The organism is Amycolatopsis sp. NPDC005003, from assembly GCF_053600695.1.
This window is the reverse complement of sequence record NZ_JBSGAI010000024.1, coordinates 113,441-127,137: the sequence shown is the minus strand read 5'-3', so window position 1 is coordinate 127,137 and position 13,697 is coordinate 113,441. Positions and strand designations below refer to the sequence as shown.

At 68.7% G+C, this 13,697-nt stretch carries 15 protein-coding genes; 3 read left to right on the top strand and 12 right to left on the bottom strand.

All coding sequences use genetic code 11. The annotated features are described in order from the left end of the window. Positions 1 to 9: 9 nt before the first annotated feature. On the top strand, positions 10 to 390 hold the full coding sequence (locus ACWED2_RS26725) for a hypothetical protein (protein WP_449693228.1): 381 nt from the start codon (positions 10 to 12) through the stop codon (positions 388 to 390). Between the two features lie 41 nt (positions 391 to 431). Here ACWED2_RS26725 and ACWED2_RS26720 read toward each other — a convergent pair whose 3' ends face one another. Further along, complete coding sequence (locus tag ACWED2_RS26720) at positions 432 to 1,604, bottom strand: DUF445 domain-containing protein (RefSeq protein ID WP_449693256.1); 1,173 nt, start codon at positions 1,602 to 1,604, stop codon at positions 432 to 434. A 341-nt stretch (positions 1,605 to 1,945) separates the two neighbouring features. On the opposite strand from ACWED2_RS26720, the gene ACWED2_RS26715 reads away from it, so the two are divergent. Next, positions 1,946 to 2,917: a hypothetical protein gene (locus ACWED2_RS26715; protein ID WP_449693227.1), complete on the top strand. Its 972-nt coding sequence runs from the start codon at positions 1,946 to 1,948 to the stop codon at positions 2,915 to 2,917. Positions 2,918 to 3,552: 635 nt separating this feature from the next. After that, entirely contained in the window at positions 3,553 to 4,203 is a 651-nt protein-coding gene (locus tag ACWED2_RS26710; protein WP_449693226.1) for a class II aldolase/adducin family protein, read from the top strand. Here the strand turns inward: ACWED2_RS26710 and ACWED2_RS26705 are convergent. The 11 genes from ACWED2_RS26705 to ACWED2_RS26655 form a co-directional block, all read right to left on the bottom strand. Next, entirely contained in the window at positions 4,200 to 4,853 is a 654-nt protein-coding gene (locus tag ACWED2_RS26705; RefSeq protein ID WP_449693225.1) for an HD family phosphohydrolase, read from the bottom strand. The two genes, ACWED2_RS26710 and ACWED2_RS26705, sit on opposite strands and share 4 nt — an antisense overlap. Before the next feature lie 73 nt (positions 4,854 to 4,926). Then, the gene (locus ACWED2_RS26700; protein WP_449693224.1) at positions 4,927 to 5,565 is read right to left on the bottom strand and encodes a hypothetical protein; all 639 of its coding nucleotides are present in this window, start codon (positions 5,563 to 5,565) and stop codon (positions 4,927 to 4,929) included. A 2-nt stretch (positions 5,566 to 5,567) separates the two neighbouring features. Then, entirely contained in the window at positions 5,568 to 6,581 is a 1,014-nt protein-coding gene (locus ACWED2_RS26695) for a hypothetical protein (protein WP_449693223.1), read from the bottom strand. Positions 6,582 to 6,763: 182 nt separating this feature from the next. After that, positions 6,764 to 7,345, bottom strand: coding sequence for a transglutaminase-like domain-containing protein (locus tag ACWED2_RS26690; RefSeq protein ID WP_449693255.1), 582 nt, complete (start codon positions 7,343 to 7,345; stop codon positions 6,764 to 6,766). Between the two features lie 73 nt (positions 7,346 to 7,418). Then, positions 7,419 to 8,024: a histidine phosphatase family protein gene (locus ACWED2_RS26685; protein WP_449693222.1), complete on the bottom strand. Its 606-nt coding sequence runs from the start codon at positions 8,022 to 8,024 to the stop codon at positions 7,419 to 7,421. Positions 8,025 to 8,083: 59 nt separating this feature from the next. Continuing rightward, positions 8,084 to 8,446, bottom strand: a complete 363-nt coding sequence (locus ACWED2_RS26680; RefSeq protein WP_449693221.1) for a hypothetical protein — start codon at positions 8,444 to 8,446, stop codon at positions 8,084 to 8,086. A 72-nt stretch (positions 8,447 to 8,518) separates the two neighbouring features. Next, a complete protein-coding gene (locus ACWED2_RS26675; protein WP_449693219.1) occupies positions 8,519 to 9,778 on the bottom strand; it encodes a tyrosine-type recombinase/integrase in 1,260 nt (419 codons plus the stop codon). Next, the gene (locus ACWED2_RS26670; RefSeq protein ID WP_449693218.1) at positions 9,778 to 9,969 is read right to left on the bottom strand and encodes a helix-turn-helix transcriptional regulator; all 192 of its coding nucleotides are present in this window, start codon (positions 9,967 to 9,969) and stop codon (positions 9,778 to 9,780) included. Before ACWED2_RS26670 ends, ACWED2_RS26675 begins: the two co-directional genes overlap by 1 nt. A gap of 12 nt (positions 9,970 to 9,981) precedes the next feature. Further along, positions 9,982 to 11,586: a replication initiator gene (locus ACWED2_RS26665; protein WP_449693217.1), complete on the bottom strand. Its 1,605-nt coding sequence runs from the start codon at positions 11,584 to 11,586 to the stop codon at positions 9,982 to 9,984. After that, complete coding sequence (locus ACWED2_RS26660) at positions 11,586 to 11,972, bottom strand: hypothetical protein (protein WP_449693216.1); 387 nt, start codon at positions 11,970 to 11,972, stop codon at positions 11,586 to 11,588. Before ACWED2_RS26660 ends, ACWED2_RS26665 begins: the two co-directional genes overlap by 1 nt. After that, positions 11,969 to 13,522 carry an FtsK/SpoIIIE domain-containing protein gene (locus tag ACWED2_RS26655; protein ID WP_449693215.1) on the bottom strand — a complete coding sequence of 518 codons (1,554 nt, stop codon included), beginning with the start codon at positions 13,520 to 13,522 and terminating at the stop codon, positions 11,969 to 11,971. The genes ACWED2_RS26660 and ACWED2_RS26655 overlap by 4 nt, the downstream gene beginning before the upstream one ends. Between the last annotated feature and the right edge of the window lie 175 nt (positions 13,523 to 13,697).

Below are 13,697 nucleotides of genomic sequence, written 5' to 3'. Positions count from 1 at the left end.
CTCCACACGATGAAGCGAACCGCCGTCGCGTTCGTGGTGAGCGTGCTCTCCAACGGCCTGTTCACGTTCGCCGTTCCGGGCACCGCGAACGCGGTCACCTACGGTGCGGAATCGACGTCGTGGAGCGGCCTCCACTCCTGCGTCACCAAGCCGAGCCAGTGCTCCTACGGCGTCATCAAGTTCATCAGCTCCCACCACGGAAGGGTCAAGGGCAAGCTGGACGGGTACGCCCTGCGGGCCGGCACGAAGCTGCACGGTGACAACCTGCAGAAGCTTTACGAGACGTGCTCGGCGAGCACCGGCTGGCGGACCGGGGTCGCGGCGGTCGACGCGATCATCCTGAAGAAGGTCAAGGCCGCCTACACCTGGTTCAAGGCCGTCATCGGCTGACCGGCCGCGGCCGCCCCGGCCCCCTTCCGGGGCGGCCGCCCCTACCCGAGCAGGGCGAGCACCTGCAGTTCTCCGACGAGCCCGCCGATCACCGCGCCGACGGCGATCAGCTTCCACTCGTCCTGCCGGAACGCCGGCCGCAGCAGCTGCTCGAACTCGAGCGCGCTCAGCTTCTTCATCCGGTCGACGATCGTGTTGCGCACGTCGAGGGCGTTGATCGCGTAGTCCTCGGCGTGCCGGATCGTCTCCGGGACGCGTTCCGCGGCCTTCGCGGCCGCCGTCTGCTTCATCTCCTGGAACCGTTTCGTGCCGACGGCCATGGCGACGAACGGCTTGACGACGCTCGCCTGCGCGTCGATCGTCTTCTGCACCTCACGGGTGATCAGCGCGAACAGCCGGTCGGACTTCGGGCCGCGCAGCACCGCTTCCAGGAGGTTCGGGATGGTGATGATCTCGCGCGCGATCATGTCGCCGTAGTCGGCGGCCACCTGGTCGCGCCGCTTCTGGAAGACGCCCTGCCAGGTGTAGAGGCCGAAGAACCGGCGTGGCTCGCGCGGCAGGAAGATCATCTTGAGGGCCAGCCAGTCGGTGAGCCAGCCGATGCCGAGGCCGAACAGCGGCAGCACGATCGGCGACTTCGTCAGCGCCCACACCACGAGCTGGACGCAGCCGAGGGCGAACCCGAAGCCGATGCCCGAGCGGGCGATGAACCGCATTTCGGGTCGCGAGATGTCCCGGATCAGCCGGTTGAGCAGCGCTTTGTCGCGGACCAGGTTCGTCACGACCATGTGCTTGAGGTCGAGGACGTCCTCGATGTTGTCCGCGATCTCCCGCATGATCTTGGTGATCGCCTTCGGCGCCTCGGCCTGGACGCGCTTGAGCAGCAGCTGCTGCGCGCTGTTCGGCAGGACCTCCCACAGCCGCGGCTGGTAGGTCTCCATCACCTCGCGGGTGACGTCTTCGACGACCCGCAGCAGCGGCTGCTCGATCTCCTTGGCCACCTCCGCCGGGTCGAGCCGGGCGAAGATCTCCTTCGGGTCGACGAGGGTGGTCGTCAGCATCTCGGTGGCGGTGGCCGCCATCCGCTCGGCGTTCGCCGGCAGCACGCCCTGCCAGCCGAAGGGCCTGATGCCGACGAACTCCAGGGGCCGGAACATCATCTCGATGGCGACACGCTTGGTGAGGTAGCCGATCAGCGCCGCGATGACCGGCATGGTGACGTACACCTGCCAGTGCGTGCCGAAGTCCACCCGCGCACGCTATCGGCACGGCGTCAATGCGGCAGGAGGAGCACCTGCAGTTCACCCACCAGGCCACCGGTGACCGCGATGAGCTTCCTGGTACTGCCGCCCGCCGGTGGGCAGCGCGACCAGCGGCTCGGCGAACAGCTTGTCCGAGCGCGGCCGGTGAGCACGGTCTCCTGCCGGCGAGTATGTCCACAGTGGCCTTCTCGCGCCGGGCTTCAGGATGCCATGCGTCACCGGGGGTTCCAATATCCGTGATGCATCCTTTTGGCGGTACGCATCGAAGGACCCTTGCTCATTAAGGTGGCCCGATGGTCGCGCCTGAGAAGCCCCAGTCCGCCCCGAAGACCGCCCAGTTCGCCGTGGGCGTCCGCGGTTACAACCAGCGCCAGGTCGACGAGCACCTCGCCGGGCTGACCAAGGAGCTGCGTGAGACGTCCCGCAACCGCGACGACGCCGTCGCGACGTCCGCGGACCTCACGAAAGCTCTCGCGTACGCGCAGAAAGAGCTGGCCGAGACGAAGGCCGCGCTGGCCAGGATGAGCTCGAGCCCGTCCGGCGCGGGCGCGATGGCCGAGCGCGTCCGGATGATGATGCAGCTCGCCGAGGAGGAGATCGCGGACCTGCGCTCGGCGGCGGAGGCGGACGCGGCCTCGACCCGCGACCAGGCGGACAAGTACGCGCACGAGACCCGCCGCACGGCCGACAAGCTGGCGAAGGACGCGGAGAACGAGCGCGCGCGGCTGCTGTCGGAGGCCAAGGCCGAGATCGAGAAGCTGAACGCGGCGGCGGGCGCGAAGAGGGTCGAGCAGGCGGCGGCGGCCGAGCGAGCCCGCAAGGAAGCGGACGCGGCGGCCGAGGCAGCGGCGGCGGCTCTGCGCGAGGAGGCGGACCGCGTCGCGGCGGAGGAGCTGGCCGCGCGGAAGAAGGCGTTCGAAGAGGAGTTCGCGCAGAAGAAGCGCGAGACGGAGTCGGCGCTGGCGGCGGCCCAGGCCTCCCAGGCGACGGCGGACCAGAACCGCAAGCTGGCCCTCGACCTGAGGGCAAAGGTGGCCGAGCGCATCGCAGCAACGGACGCGGCGGTCAAGGAGGCCATGCGGCTGCTGGCGCCGCCGCCGGAGGACGCTGCTTCTTCGGGCTCTTCGGGCTCTTCGGGTTCTTCGGGCGCGGCTCCGGTTTCGGCGGCTTCGGCCTCGGCGGCCTCGGCGGCTTCGGTGGGGAACGGGGACCGCAAGCCGGCTCCGGCTCCGAAGGCCCCGGCCGCACCGGCGGCGAAGGCTTAGTCCCTCGGCGCGATCGGGATCCCTCGATCGGGAACCCCTCAGCCGGAAGGCTGCGTTACGACGGGGACCCGAGGCCCGGCTCCGGCGGCAAAGGCTGGGTTATCCACATCGGGTCGAGTTGTCCACAGATCTCGGGAGCAGGCGTTTTGGCCGGTCAGAGCCGATAGACTGGACTTGGGCACGCCCCCCTGGGAGTGGCGGGGAGCTGGTCGGGGCTCCCTTTCAGGTGACTTACCGGCGTGAGCGGCAGGCTGCAAGCCCGACCTGCACCACCCAGACCTCCCGCAACCCCGATCCGAAGCCCCAACACGGCCGGCAGCGCCGGGTCAAGGCACGCTTTCCCGCCTTGACGCGGCACTGCCGGCCGTAGTCACAATCCCGGCTTCGGGGTGGCGGGCACCAAACAGCCCATCCGCCGAAGAGACCCGGGACAGCCCCACCTTCGGCCGCCCCAGCCCCCAGCGACGAATCCCCACCTGACCCACACCACGAGGCGCCGTGAGCCATCCGCAATCCCGGCCCGGCCTTCGTCCGGCAAAGGGCGTGAATCCCCCAGCCGGGGAGGTGGCCGACACTCGGGGGTGGCTGGCAATCTGCACAGCAGTTGCCGATCACCCACGAGACGGGACCTGCGCATGATCCTCGAGACCGAGCGGGCCGCCGTGTGCGCCTATGCGCGCCGGATGGTCGGTGATGGCCTGGTCGTCGGCACCTCCGGGAACGTCTCCATGCGGGCCGGGGATCTCGTCGCCGTCACGCCCACCGGGGTTGCCTACTCCAGTCTCACGCCCGGTGACATCCCGGTCGTCGATCTCGGTGGGCAGGTTGTCGACGGGGCGCTCAAGCCGACCAGTGAACTGCCGATGCACCTGTCCGTGTACTGGGACGTTCGTGACCCGGACGGGGAGCCCGTGTCCGCCGTCGTGCACACGCACTCGCCGCACGCCACCGCCGTCTCCACGCTCGTGCGTGAGGTCCCGCCGATCCACTACATCATCGCCACCATCGGGCCCTCGGTACGCGTCGCGCGCTACGCCACCTACGGCACGCCGGAGCTCGCCGCCGCCGTGTTGGAAGCGCTCGAAGGGCGCCGTGGCTGTCTGATGGCCAACCACGGCACCCTCACCTACGGTGACGGCCTCGAGGCCGCCTACCACCGCGCCCAGCAGCTCGAATGGGCCTGCCGCGTGTGGCTGCTCGCCCAGAGCGCCGGCCGGCCCAGCCTGCTGCCGCCGCCCGAGGTCGCCAACGTCGTCGACCGGCTGCGGGGCTACGGGCAGGGTTAGGACGCGACCGCGTCCAGCAGCTCCGCCACCGTCGGGTCGTCGACCGCCTCCTTGATGCACTGCCACAGCCGCAGGTTCGCCGTCGCCCAGTGCGAATACGTCGCCGCCGCCTGCGGGTTGTAGAAGTAGTACCCCTCGTCGTGGACGTCGCACTGCTCGCCGACGATCTTGTGCGCCAGCTCGCGCAGGCTCAGCCCGTTTTCGCGCAGGTACCGGTGCGCCAGCACCACTGGCGTCACCGGCAGCGCCTTGAACAACGTGTCCGCGTCGCTCAGCGCCTGCGCTTCCAGGGAAATGTGCCGGCCGCGGGTGGCCATTTCCGCTTCGTCGACGATCTCGTCGATCCACCGCGCGATCCGCGGCGGGACGCCGCATTCGGCGAGGATTTCCAGCCGCAGGCTCCGGCCCGCCGCCGCCGGCGAGTTCCGGAGCACCAGGTAGTTGACGTCGTGCACCAGCGCGGCCACCTCCACCACCGCCACGTCGGCGCCGTTGTGCCGGGCAAAACCGGCCGCTTTCGCGCGGACGAAGCTCACGTGGTGCCAGCCGTGGAACTGCAGCCGATCCGCGTACTGGCGGCAGAGCCGGTGGACCCGGTTCTCGACGGCGCCGACGATCACGTGGTCGATCGTGCTTTCCTGCGTGCGCATACACCTCTCCCATCCCGGCTGTGGTGTTCAGGCGGGTGGAGTAATGGTAAGCGCCGCTGACGCCGGTGTGTGGCTAGATGCGGTCGGCCAATTCCCCCAATCGGGCCTCTGCCGGAACGTGACGGTGACCGATTCCGCCTGCCGGGTCGAAAGACAGGCTGAAACTGCTCACCGGGCGTGATTTGACGAGGAAAGTCATCGTTCCGGTGGCCGCTTCCGGAATCCGGTGGAATTCGTCGGCCAGCATGGTGGCGCACGCGCCGGCCGCGCACCGCGTCCGGCGGCGCAACCGCGCGGACGCGATCAGCCCGGTGCCGGGGTCGATCGTCGTCTCGTACCGTTCGTGCAGGTAGTCACCACGGAGGATCGTGGTGCAGAAGTGGTACCTGTGGTTGTGCACGGAATCGGCGTACCCCTCCCGCCAATCCTGCTGCGCCTTGTATTCGTGCAGCCAGAAGGAAAACGGGTCGGACGGCGAATCGAGCAGGCACCAGGCGAAGTGGGTGGTCGTTTCCCGGGACGAGCGCAGGATCTTGGTGGCCTGCGGGGTCGACAGCGTGCGCAGCTGCGTGCGCAGCTCGTCCCGCAGGCCGGGCTGGGCGGCCCACGGCCGGAACCAGCCGTCGACCACGCGCCACTCCGCGGCGATCGGGAACCTGGCCGTGCGCAGGCGGGTGGCCAGTTCGGAAAGGGGGGACAGGCGGGTGAGCAAGGTCAGCTCCCTAGCTCGGCGACTGCGGAGAACTCCGCGCGGAAGGTGTGGAACTTGGCCTCCAGTTCGCGGAACTGCTCCTCGGACAACGGGGATCCGGTGATCTTCTCGAACAGCGCCAGGAAATCCGTCCGCGTCGTCGCGGACGTGATGCGGAAGTGGCGGCCGGTCCGGGACTGCGAGACGCGCACGAATTCGGCGCGTTCCATGTTGTAGAGAAAGGAACCTTCGGTGAATCGCAGGGACCGCGGGTACAGCTTCGTGGCGCCGCGGACGTCGCTGTAGAGCGACACCCACACGCTGTCGTCGAACATTTCGAGCCGGTCCAGCGGCGGGTCGGCGACCACGGTGATGTCGACCGACGCGCACCGGCTGCGCGCCAGGAAGAGGCCGACGAGCCCGATCCGGATCTCTTCGTCGAGCCGGGTCTGGATCTGTTCGTAGTCGACGTCGGCTTCCTCGCGGCGGAGCAGGTAGCGGGCGCGCCCGCTGATCGAGCTCGCGTCGCGCGGATCGGCGATGACGGCCCGCAGTTCCCGTTCGGTGCGGGAAAGCAACAGGCGGGCGGCCGCGTGCCGCCCGGAAAAACCGCGGAAGAAGTACTGCCGGGTCGCGTCGAGGTCGGCCATCAGCGCGCGGTTGAACGCGGGATCGGGATCGGTCGTCGCCTCGAACACGTCGGTGGGGAAGAACTCCTTGTTCAGCGCGCGGTATTCGGCGCTCAGGTCCTCCAGCGCGCGCCGGCTTTCCTCGATCACCGGCGTCACGAGCGCCTGCTGCGAGGCGCTGGCGGTGATCAGGGTCTGGCCGAACCCGACGATCGCCGAGATCAGGGTGCCGGTGCCCAGCGACGTCACCAGGTTCTTCCCGGTGCCGGGGTCCATCAGGCCGGCGATCCACAGGCTCAGGCCGGCGACCACGACGAGCACCGTGAGGAGCAGGCTCGTCCTGGTCCAGAAGATCTCCTGCAGTGGGGTACGGCGGAGGCGTCCGCCAGCCGCGGCCACGTGCTTCACCTCCCTCGAGCCACCCGAACGGACGTATGCGTAAAGTGTCTGTTCGAGCGCGGGGAGTCACTTTACGCGCCTCGCGGGGTACGCGAAATAAGAAGTTCGGGGGACAGGACTGACGGACAGAGGTCACTCTCGGCAATAATTTACCGGGTCGGCCGGTTTCCTGAAAAGGGTGGAAACCATGATCAAAGCGTGCGCGGCAGCCCGTTTTCGTACCAGCCGGGGCCCGGTTCGGCGGTCATCAGGAAATCCACGACGACCGGCGCCGGGGCCGGGTGGATCTCCGGGTGATCGCGTTCGCCCTGGGTGCGGTCGACCGGCCAGGCCAGTTTTTCCACGTCGAGCGAAAACTCCCCGCCGGCCCCGGTGCGGTTGCCTCGGGCATCCAGTCTGGACCATTTGCCGTGCAGGTACACGGCATTCAGCCCGTGCAGCGCGGAGAGTTCCTGGTAGCAGAAGCCGGCCGGAATCCCTTGTGCGCGCAGCAAAGCGGCGAGCAGGTGCGCCTTGGCGTGGCAGATGCCGACGCGCTCGCGCAGGACGTCCGACGCCCGCCAGGTGACACGCGGGTCGGCGGCGTCGATGACGTGTTCGACTTCGTCGCGCACGAAGAGGAACGCGGTTTTCGCGGCTTCGACGGGATCGCCGCCGGCAGGGCGCAGCGCGCCGGCCAGCGCTCGGATCGACGGGTGTCCGTGATCGACGACGGCGTCGGCGCCGAGGTAGTCGCTCAGCCGATCGGACGTGGGCGCCGGCGGGGGATTCATCCGCGCATCCTGACACGCTCGGCCATTCGGGCGAGAGCGGTTTTCCGCGGTGGTCACTTGTTGTGTGTGTCGATTACGGAACGTAGAAATCGGGTGGGAAGCCGGTCCAGCGGAGTTCGGCGGGCAGGTGGCTTTGGTCGTTGTAGGTGAGGAGGGCCGCGGGGCGGCCTGGGGAGTACCGGATGACCGTGAGGCCGGCGTTGGCGTGGGTCAGGGTGAGCCAGCGCCAGGGTGGGGCGTCCTGCGAGGCGCGGATGAGCCAGCCGACGAGGAAGTTGTGCGTGACGAGCACTTCGTACCTCGGCTCGCTTCCCGGCACCGGGCCGGTGAACCGGCGTTCGGCTTCGGCGGCCAGTTCTTCGTCGGCCGGCGGGAACTGGCGGGTGAACGCGAGGAGGAGGTCGCCGGAGGTTTCCGGGAGTTCTTCTCGCCTTGGTGTGTACGGGACGAAGTCGTCTGCCGCTTTGTCGACGTGCACGGGAACGCCGGGGAGCTGTTCGGCGATGAGGTGGGCGGTCTCGGTGGTGCGGTGGCGGGGGCCGTGGTGGATCGCCGTCACCGGGACGTCTCGGAGGCGTCTGCCGAGGAGGACGGCTTGGCGGTGGCCGGCTTCGGTGAGTCTTCCGTTCGGGGCCGCCTCCGCGTGGCGGGTGAGGAAGAGGTACCGGGTGGTCAGCACCGGGTCAGGGTTTCATGGTTGGGCCGTTCGGGTGAGTGGGTTTCACGAGGCGACGCGGCTCACCCGACGGGCACCAGCACCCCTTCCGGCCCGCGGCTGGGAACGAACTGGGCCACCAGCCGCATCGGCGCGGGGTGCTGCGACAGGACGAGCGAGGCGAACGGGGTGATCGTGTGATCGTGCCCGCTGTTCGTGTGCAGGTGCACGCTGACGTGCACGTTCCGGTCGGCGGGGATCTCGAAGGAGACGGCGCCCCAGGAAATGACGTACTGGCGTCCGTCGATGCTCGCGATCGGCGCGTAGGCGCGAACGGTGTGGCCGAGGTGCGGAATCTCGATGGTGAGCAGCCGCCTCGGTCCGTTGTGGTGGTCGACGTACGGGATCACGCCGGGCACCTTGGACAGCTCGGTCGGGTCGGTCATGTCCGGAGTCCTCGCTCAGAACTGGTAGTACAAGGTATGGAACCGCCTCTCACCTGCGGTTCATGACCTAGATCATGCCGCCAGGCCGTCATCAGGCCGTGCCGGGGGTTCAGGCCGGACGCCGAGCACGTTGTCGACGGCCCGCCGGGTCCGGTCCTTGCTCGACGGCATGAGGTGCGTGTACGTCCGCAGCGTGAACCCGGGATCGCTGTGGCCGAGGTGTTCGGCGAGCGCGGTGATGGACTCGCCGGCGTCCAGCAGCGTGGAGGCGTAGAAGTGCCGCAGCGCGTGGAAGCCGTCGACGCGCTTGACCCGGGCAACCTCAGCCTTCTTCAAGGCCGGTCCCCACGCCCACTGGTTGTAGACCGGCCGGGACACAGCGGTCAGGTCCCGCGAGTAGACGATGACCCGCGCCGAGACGAGTTCTCCGCCGGGGTGCTGCCACGGCAACGTGACGACGACCGGCGGGAACTTCTCGGCGTGCTCCTTTATGTCCCGGGCGACCGACGAGGGCAGCGGGACTTCTCGGATCTTGCCCCGCTTGGGAGGCCCGAAGCACGGCTTGCCGTAGACGAACTTCACCTGCCGCTGGACGGTCACGACGTCGTTGTCAAAGTCGACGTCATCGAGGGCCAGGCCGAACGCCTCACCCTGCCGAAGTCCGAGGCCAGCGCCGAGGGACACCGTGACCTTGTACCGCTCGGAGATGGCACCGCGCACCGCGTGGACCCGGTCGGTCGTCCACGGAACGATCTTGCGTGCGGGAATGACCGGCTTCCGCACCGACGACGCGTTGCACGGATTCTTTCTGATCAACTCGTCATCGATCGCAGCGTTGAAGATGCTCTGCACGTGGACGAAGAGCACCTGCCGATAGCTCGCGGCGAGCTTGCCGTCCTGCAGCGCGCGGTCCCACTCCCGGATGCTCGACGGCTTCACCATGTCCAGGTACTTGTCCCCGAGGTGGGGATAGATGTGGTTCTTGAGCCGGACGCCGACTGACTCGCGCGTTGATTCCTCGAAGGTCTGCGTGCGGAGCCACTTGTCCGCGTACTGCCGAAACGGCACTTTTCCCGCGTCCGGATCGGTGTACGCCCCCTGATTCATCTCGTGCTCGACCTTGGTCAGGAAGTCGTCGGCCGCGCGCTTCTGCTTGTCCGCAAAGGCTTTGCTCCGCTCAGTGCCGGTCGGGTCGACGTACCGCACCCGATAGCGCATCCCGACGCCGTACAGGTCGGTCTTCTCAAGCACCGGCTTGCCGCGCCCGTTCAGCACCACCTGGCCGTGATCGTCCTTCTTCGGCCGGTACCAGCGGTCCTGGACGTGTCCCATCAGGCAGCCTCCAGCCCGGCCACCCAGGCCCGTACCAACGCGGAGTCGTACCGCAGGTGCCGGCCAACCTTGCTCACCGGCGGCCCCTCGCCCCGCCACTTCCACTGGTAGAGCGTCTTCACCGGCACACGGAGATAGGCAGCGACGTCCTCAACCGACCAGAGCTGGTCAGCGCCTTCGAAGTTGTTCATAGTTCCCCCTGGTCAAGCTGCGAGCTGAGTTGCCGAAGTTTCTGGATCACTCCCCGGTGGTCCGGCGGCCGCGAGTAGTGCCCGGTCGTACTCGGCCCTCCACGTGATCCGCTCGGCGATCGCGCGCATGACCAGGTGTGGCCGGGGTGGAACCTGCGGGTCTCCGGGCTCGACCTTCCGCCAGACGAAGCGGGCCGGGTCCGGTTGTGGCTTCTCGATCCCGATCGCCGCCAGCGCCTGCTGAACGAACGCCTTGCGATCGGCCTTGTGGTCGTCGAGCGTCTTGCCCGACCACTTGCGTGACACCAGCACCCGACGCCCCGGTAGCCCGAGCGTGGTCCGGCGGTGAGCCCGGCCCTTGCAGTGGCCCGGGGTGGTTTTGCTGCCCGCTCCCTTGGGCTGGACGCCGTAGAGCAGCCAGACCGCGCAGCGCGGCGAGCAAGGCGTCACTGACAGCTCGGCGTGTAGCCGGTCGTGGTGATCCCGCAGCCGCGCCGTGTCCGCTTCCACGACTTCGCCGGTGGACTTGGTCAGGTACTTCGTCAAGTAGCCGATGTGGCGGCCGGCCTCTTCGGTCCCGCCAAGGATGCCCTTCGAGTGCACCTGCCGCCCGAACACGACAACGTGCGCCGGGTCCTCCACCTCTTCCACGGCGTCATCCCACGACGTCAGCGGTTCCCGGGTGTCCGGGTCTAAGAACGCGCGAGTGTCCGGATCCCAGACCGGCATCCGGTCGACGTAGACGATCTGGTCGTGGTTAGGCCACCAGACCTGGTGATAGGTGGCCTCGGTGACCTGCCGGATCACGTCGTGCGGGATCGCCCCGCGGATCGCCGCGTGCAGGTGCGGAGCCGTGCGCTTCTGCGGCTCGACAGTCGCGAAGTACTGCGCGTCCCAGCCCACGACCCGGCGCAGGTTCTGCCACCACCGATCCACCAATGCCGAGAAATGCACCGCGTCCCGAGCGGCCCGCCGGTAGTCATACCGGGCCGGGTCGACCGGCGCCCCATCACGGACCGGGCCGTAAGAGTCACAGGTCAACGTGACAAACATCGACGGCCGGAACTTCCCCGCGAACTCCCGGCCCACGGTGGTCTTCGCGACCTTCTGCCGAGGCAGGTTCGGCGCGTCCTGCCGACGCCGAGTCGAGCGCTTCACCGCCCGCTTGGTCGGGACGTCGAGGGCGGGCAGCCGGCCCCGCATCCCGAGTTGCCGAAGTTCCGCATCGACCCCGGCGACCTCGTCCCGCAGCTCGTCGGCCTCGGCTTGGTCGTGCTCGACGACGTCCCGGTAGGCCGCGACCAGGTCGGCGCGGTAGGTCAGCAGCTCTTTGTGGTCCTCCGTGGGTGGCTCGGCGGTGAGGTTGGGTTCTTCGGTCATGTGCCAGCCCTCGCGGCACTGCGCCTGTCGCAGCGCCTTCGCTTTCCGGGCGCAGGGCAGGCACACCGATTCGACGGTGGAGCCGCACGGGACGGGGACGTAGCGGAGTTCGCCGGTTTCGGTGTCGCCGACTTCCATCGTGAATGGGCGGACGCAGACGCCGTGCTTCTCCGCCGTCGCCCGGATCACGTCAGCCGCGAGCGGGGTCCGCATCCGCTCCGCGCGTGTCTCGGTCATCAAGCCGCCACCTCTCCGGGCGAGGACCAGCCACGCAGCAGGTAGACGGGCATGTCCTGCTTCGCTCCGGCCGGCAGGTCGGGGAAGGTGCTCGGCTCGAACCGGACCACGCCGAACACCAGGACCGGGATGCTGCAGGGTGTCCGGCCGGTGATCGACAGGTGCACCCACTTGCCGTCGACCAGCCGCCACAGCCGAGCCGAGACGTCCTCGAGCGTCTGGCTCCACACCAGCAACGCCCTTGCGACCTTCGGCAGCCCGTCGACATCCAGTTGGACCGTGATCGGGCTGGACCAGGCGTTGACGTCGACCGACGCGGCAGGCGGCAGCTGGTAGGAGTCGAGGTGGTCGCGGATCGCGTCGAGGAAGATCATCAGCCGGTTCACGCGGCCACCCCCTCACCGCCGTGTCGCAGATCCGCGATACCCCCGTTGGTCACGTACGCCTCCAGCGCCTTGACGGTGCCGTCGGAGACCCACCCGGCCCGGATGCGCAGGGGCTCGCGGATGCCCTCGCCCCAGACGTAGCCCACGCCGGCCTCCGAGTCGCCGATGCGGTTCGCCCACGCCCCGCGCTCGTACGCGCCGTCACCGAGCACCATCCCGACGTGCGTCTTCGAGGTCACGCGCAAGCACACCCGCCGGGTGAACAGCTCCCGGACCGGGACGGTGTCCTTAGTGGGCTCTTGGACGTAGCCACGGACCGAGATCCCCAATGCCCGACCTTGGGTGGTCAGCAGGGCGACGCGTTCCACAATGGCCTCACGGGTCTTGCGGTCGGTGTACTTCGTGAGCGCGCCGATCTCGTCGAACTCCAGCAGCTCCAACGGATACTCCGTCGACACCGGGATCGTCCGCAGCCGACCAGCGAACGCGCGCTTGCGGGATTCCATCTCCTCCACTAGGCCGTCCAGCAGCTCGACCGCGTCCTTGCCGCCGACCGCGTACCGGGTGAAGATGCCGCGCCCGTACGCGAGTTCCATGCCCTTGGGGTCGATGCCGGACATTCGCACCACCCCGGCCCGGATCGCCGGAGCGGCTGCCACGAGCGGGCACCACATCACCGAGTTCTTGCCCGCCCCGGAGGCGCCAGCAGTCAGGCAGTGCGCGCCGGAGCCTAGCAGCGGCACCCGCCAGTCACGGCCGTACTCGGTCCGCCCGGCCCAGACGTTGCGCAGGTCCACGCCGGTCGACTCGGTGCCGTCCGGGACCCGGGGGCCGGCCACTCCGCCGCTGAGCAAGTCGCGGCGCTGGAAGTCGATCGAGACGACGTTGGGGGCGAGCTCGCGGACCTGGCAGCGAGCGACCTTCCGCGCGACGGCCAGGGCCCGGGCGGCGTCGTCGAAGTCCTCCGGCTTCTGCCCGGCCACCAGCTCCACCCGCACCTCATCCCACGACGCGCCAGAGCGAACCCCGAGCACCTTCGGCAGCCGCGCATTCGGCCGGTTCGACGTCGACCGAGACAGCGCACGTCGACGGCCGACGAGGTTCACGTTCACCACCACCGGCAACGCCTCGTCCCGCACCGACAGGCCACAGGCGTGCAGCCACTCCGGCAGCTTCCGGCCGTAGACCGCCCAGCGGGCCCACCAGGAGCGCAGGAACCGCCAGCACCACTGATCGAACGAGACAGGGCCGATCGCCCACCACGTCACCAGCACCACCGCGACGCTGCCTAAGGTGACTGCCAGGGAGAGCCAGCCAAGCAGCTGGCACCAGGCGTAGACCGCGATCACGGCGAGACTGGTCCGCCACCGGGTCACGACCTGAGCGAGCATCCAGACCACGGCCTTGCACAGCCACCACAGGGACACGAACACCACCGCAGCCGCAGCCAAGCCTTCGACCACGGACGCCAGGGCGCGACCGACCTTGTGCAGCAACCACACGCCGAGTCCCAGCCCAGCCAGGGCCACTACCGCGAAGCCGGGAGACATCACCGACCACCCCGCTTCACGTCGAGGTCCAGCGGCAGCATTCCCAAGCAGGGCGCGCACTTGGTCTCACCGGGCAGGAGTTTCGCGAATCGTTTGCAAGAGGCGCAGCGCGTTCGGGTGACCCCCGTTGACGCTCGCCCGTTGTCATCGTTTAGCGTTGTCATTGTTCACTTCC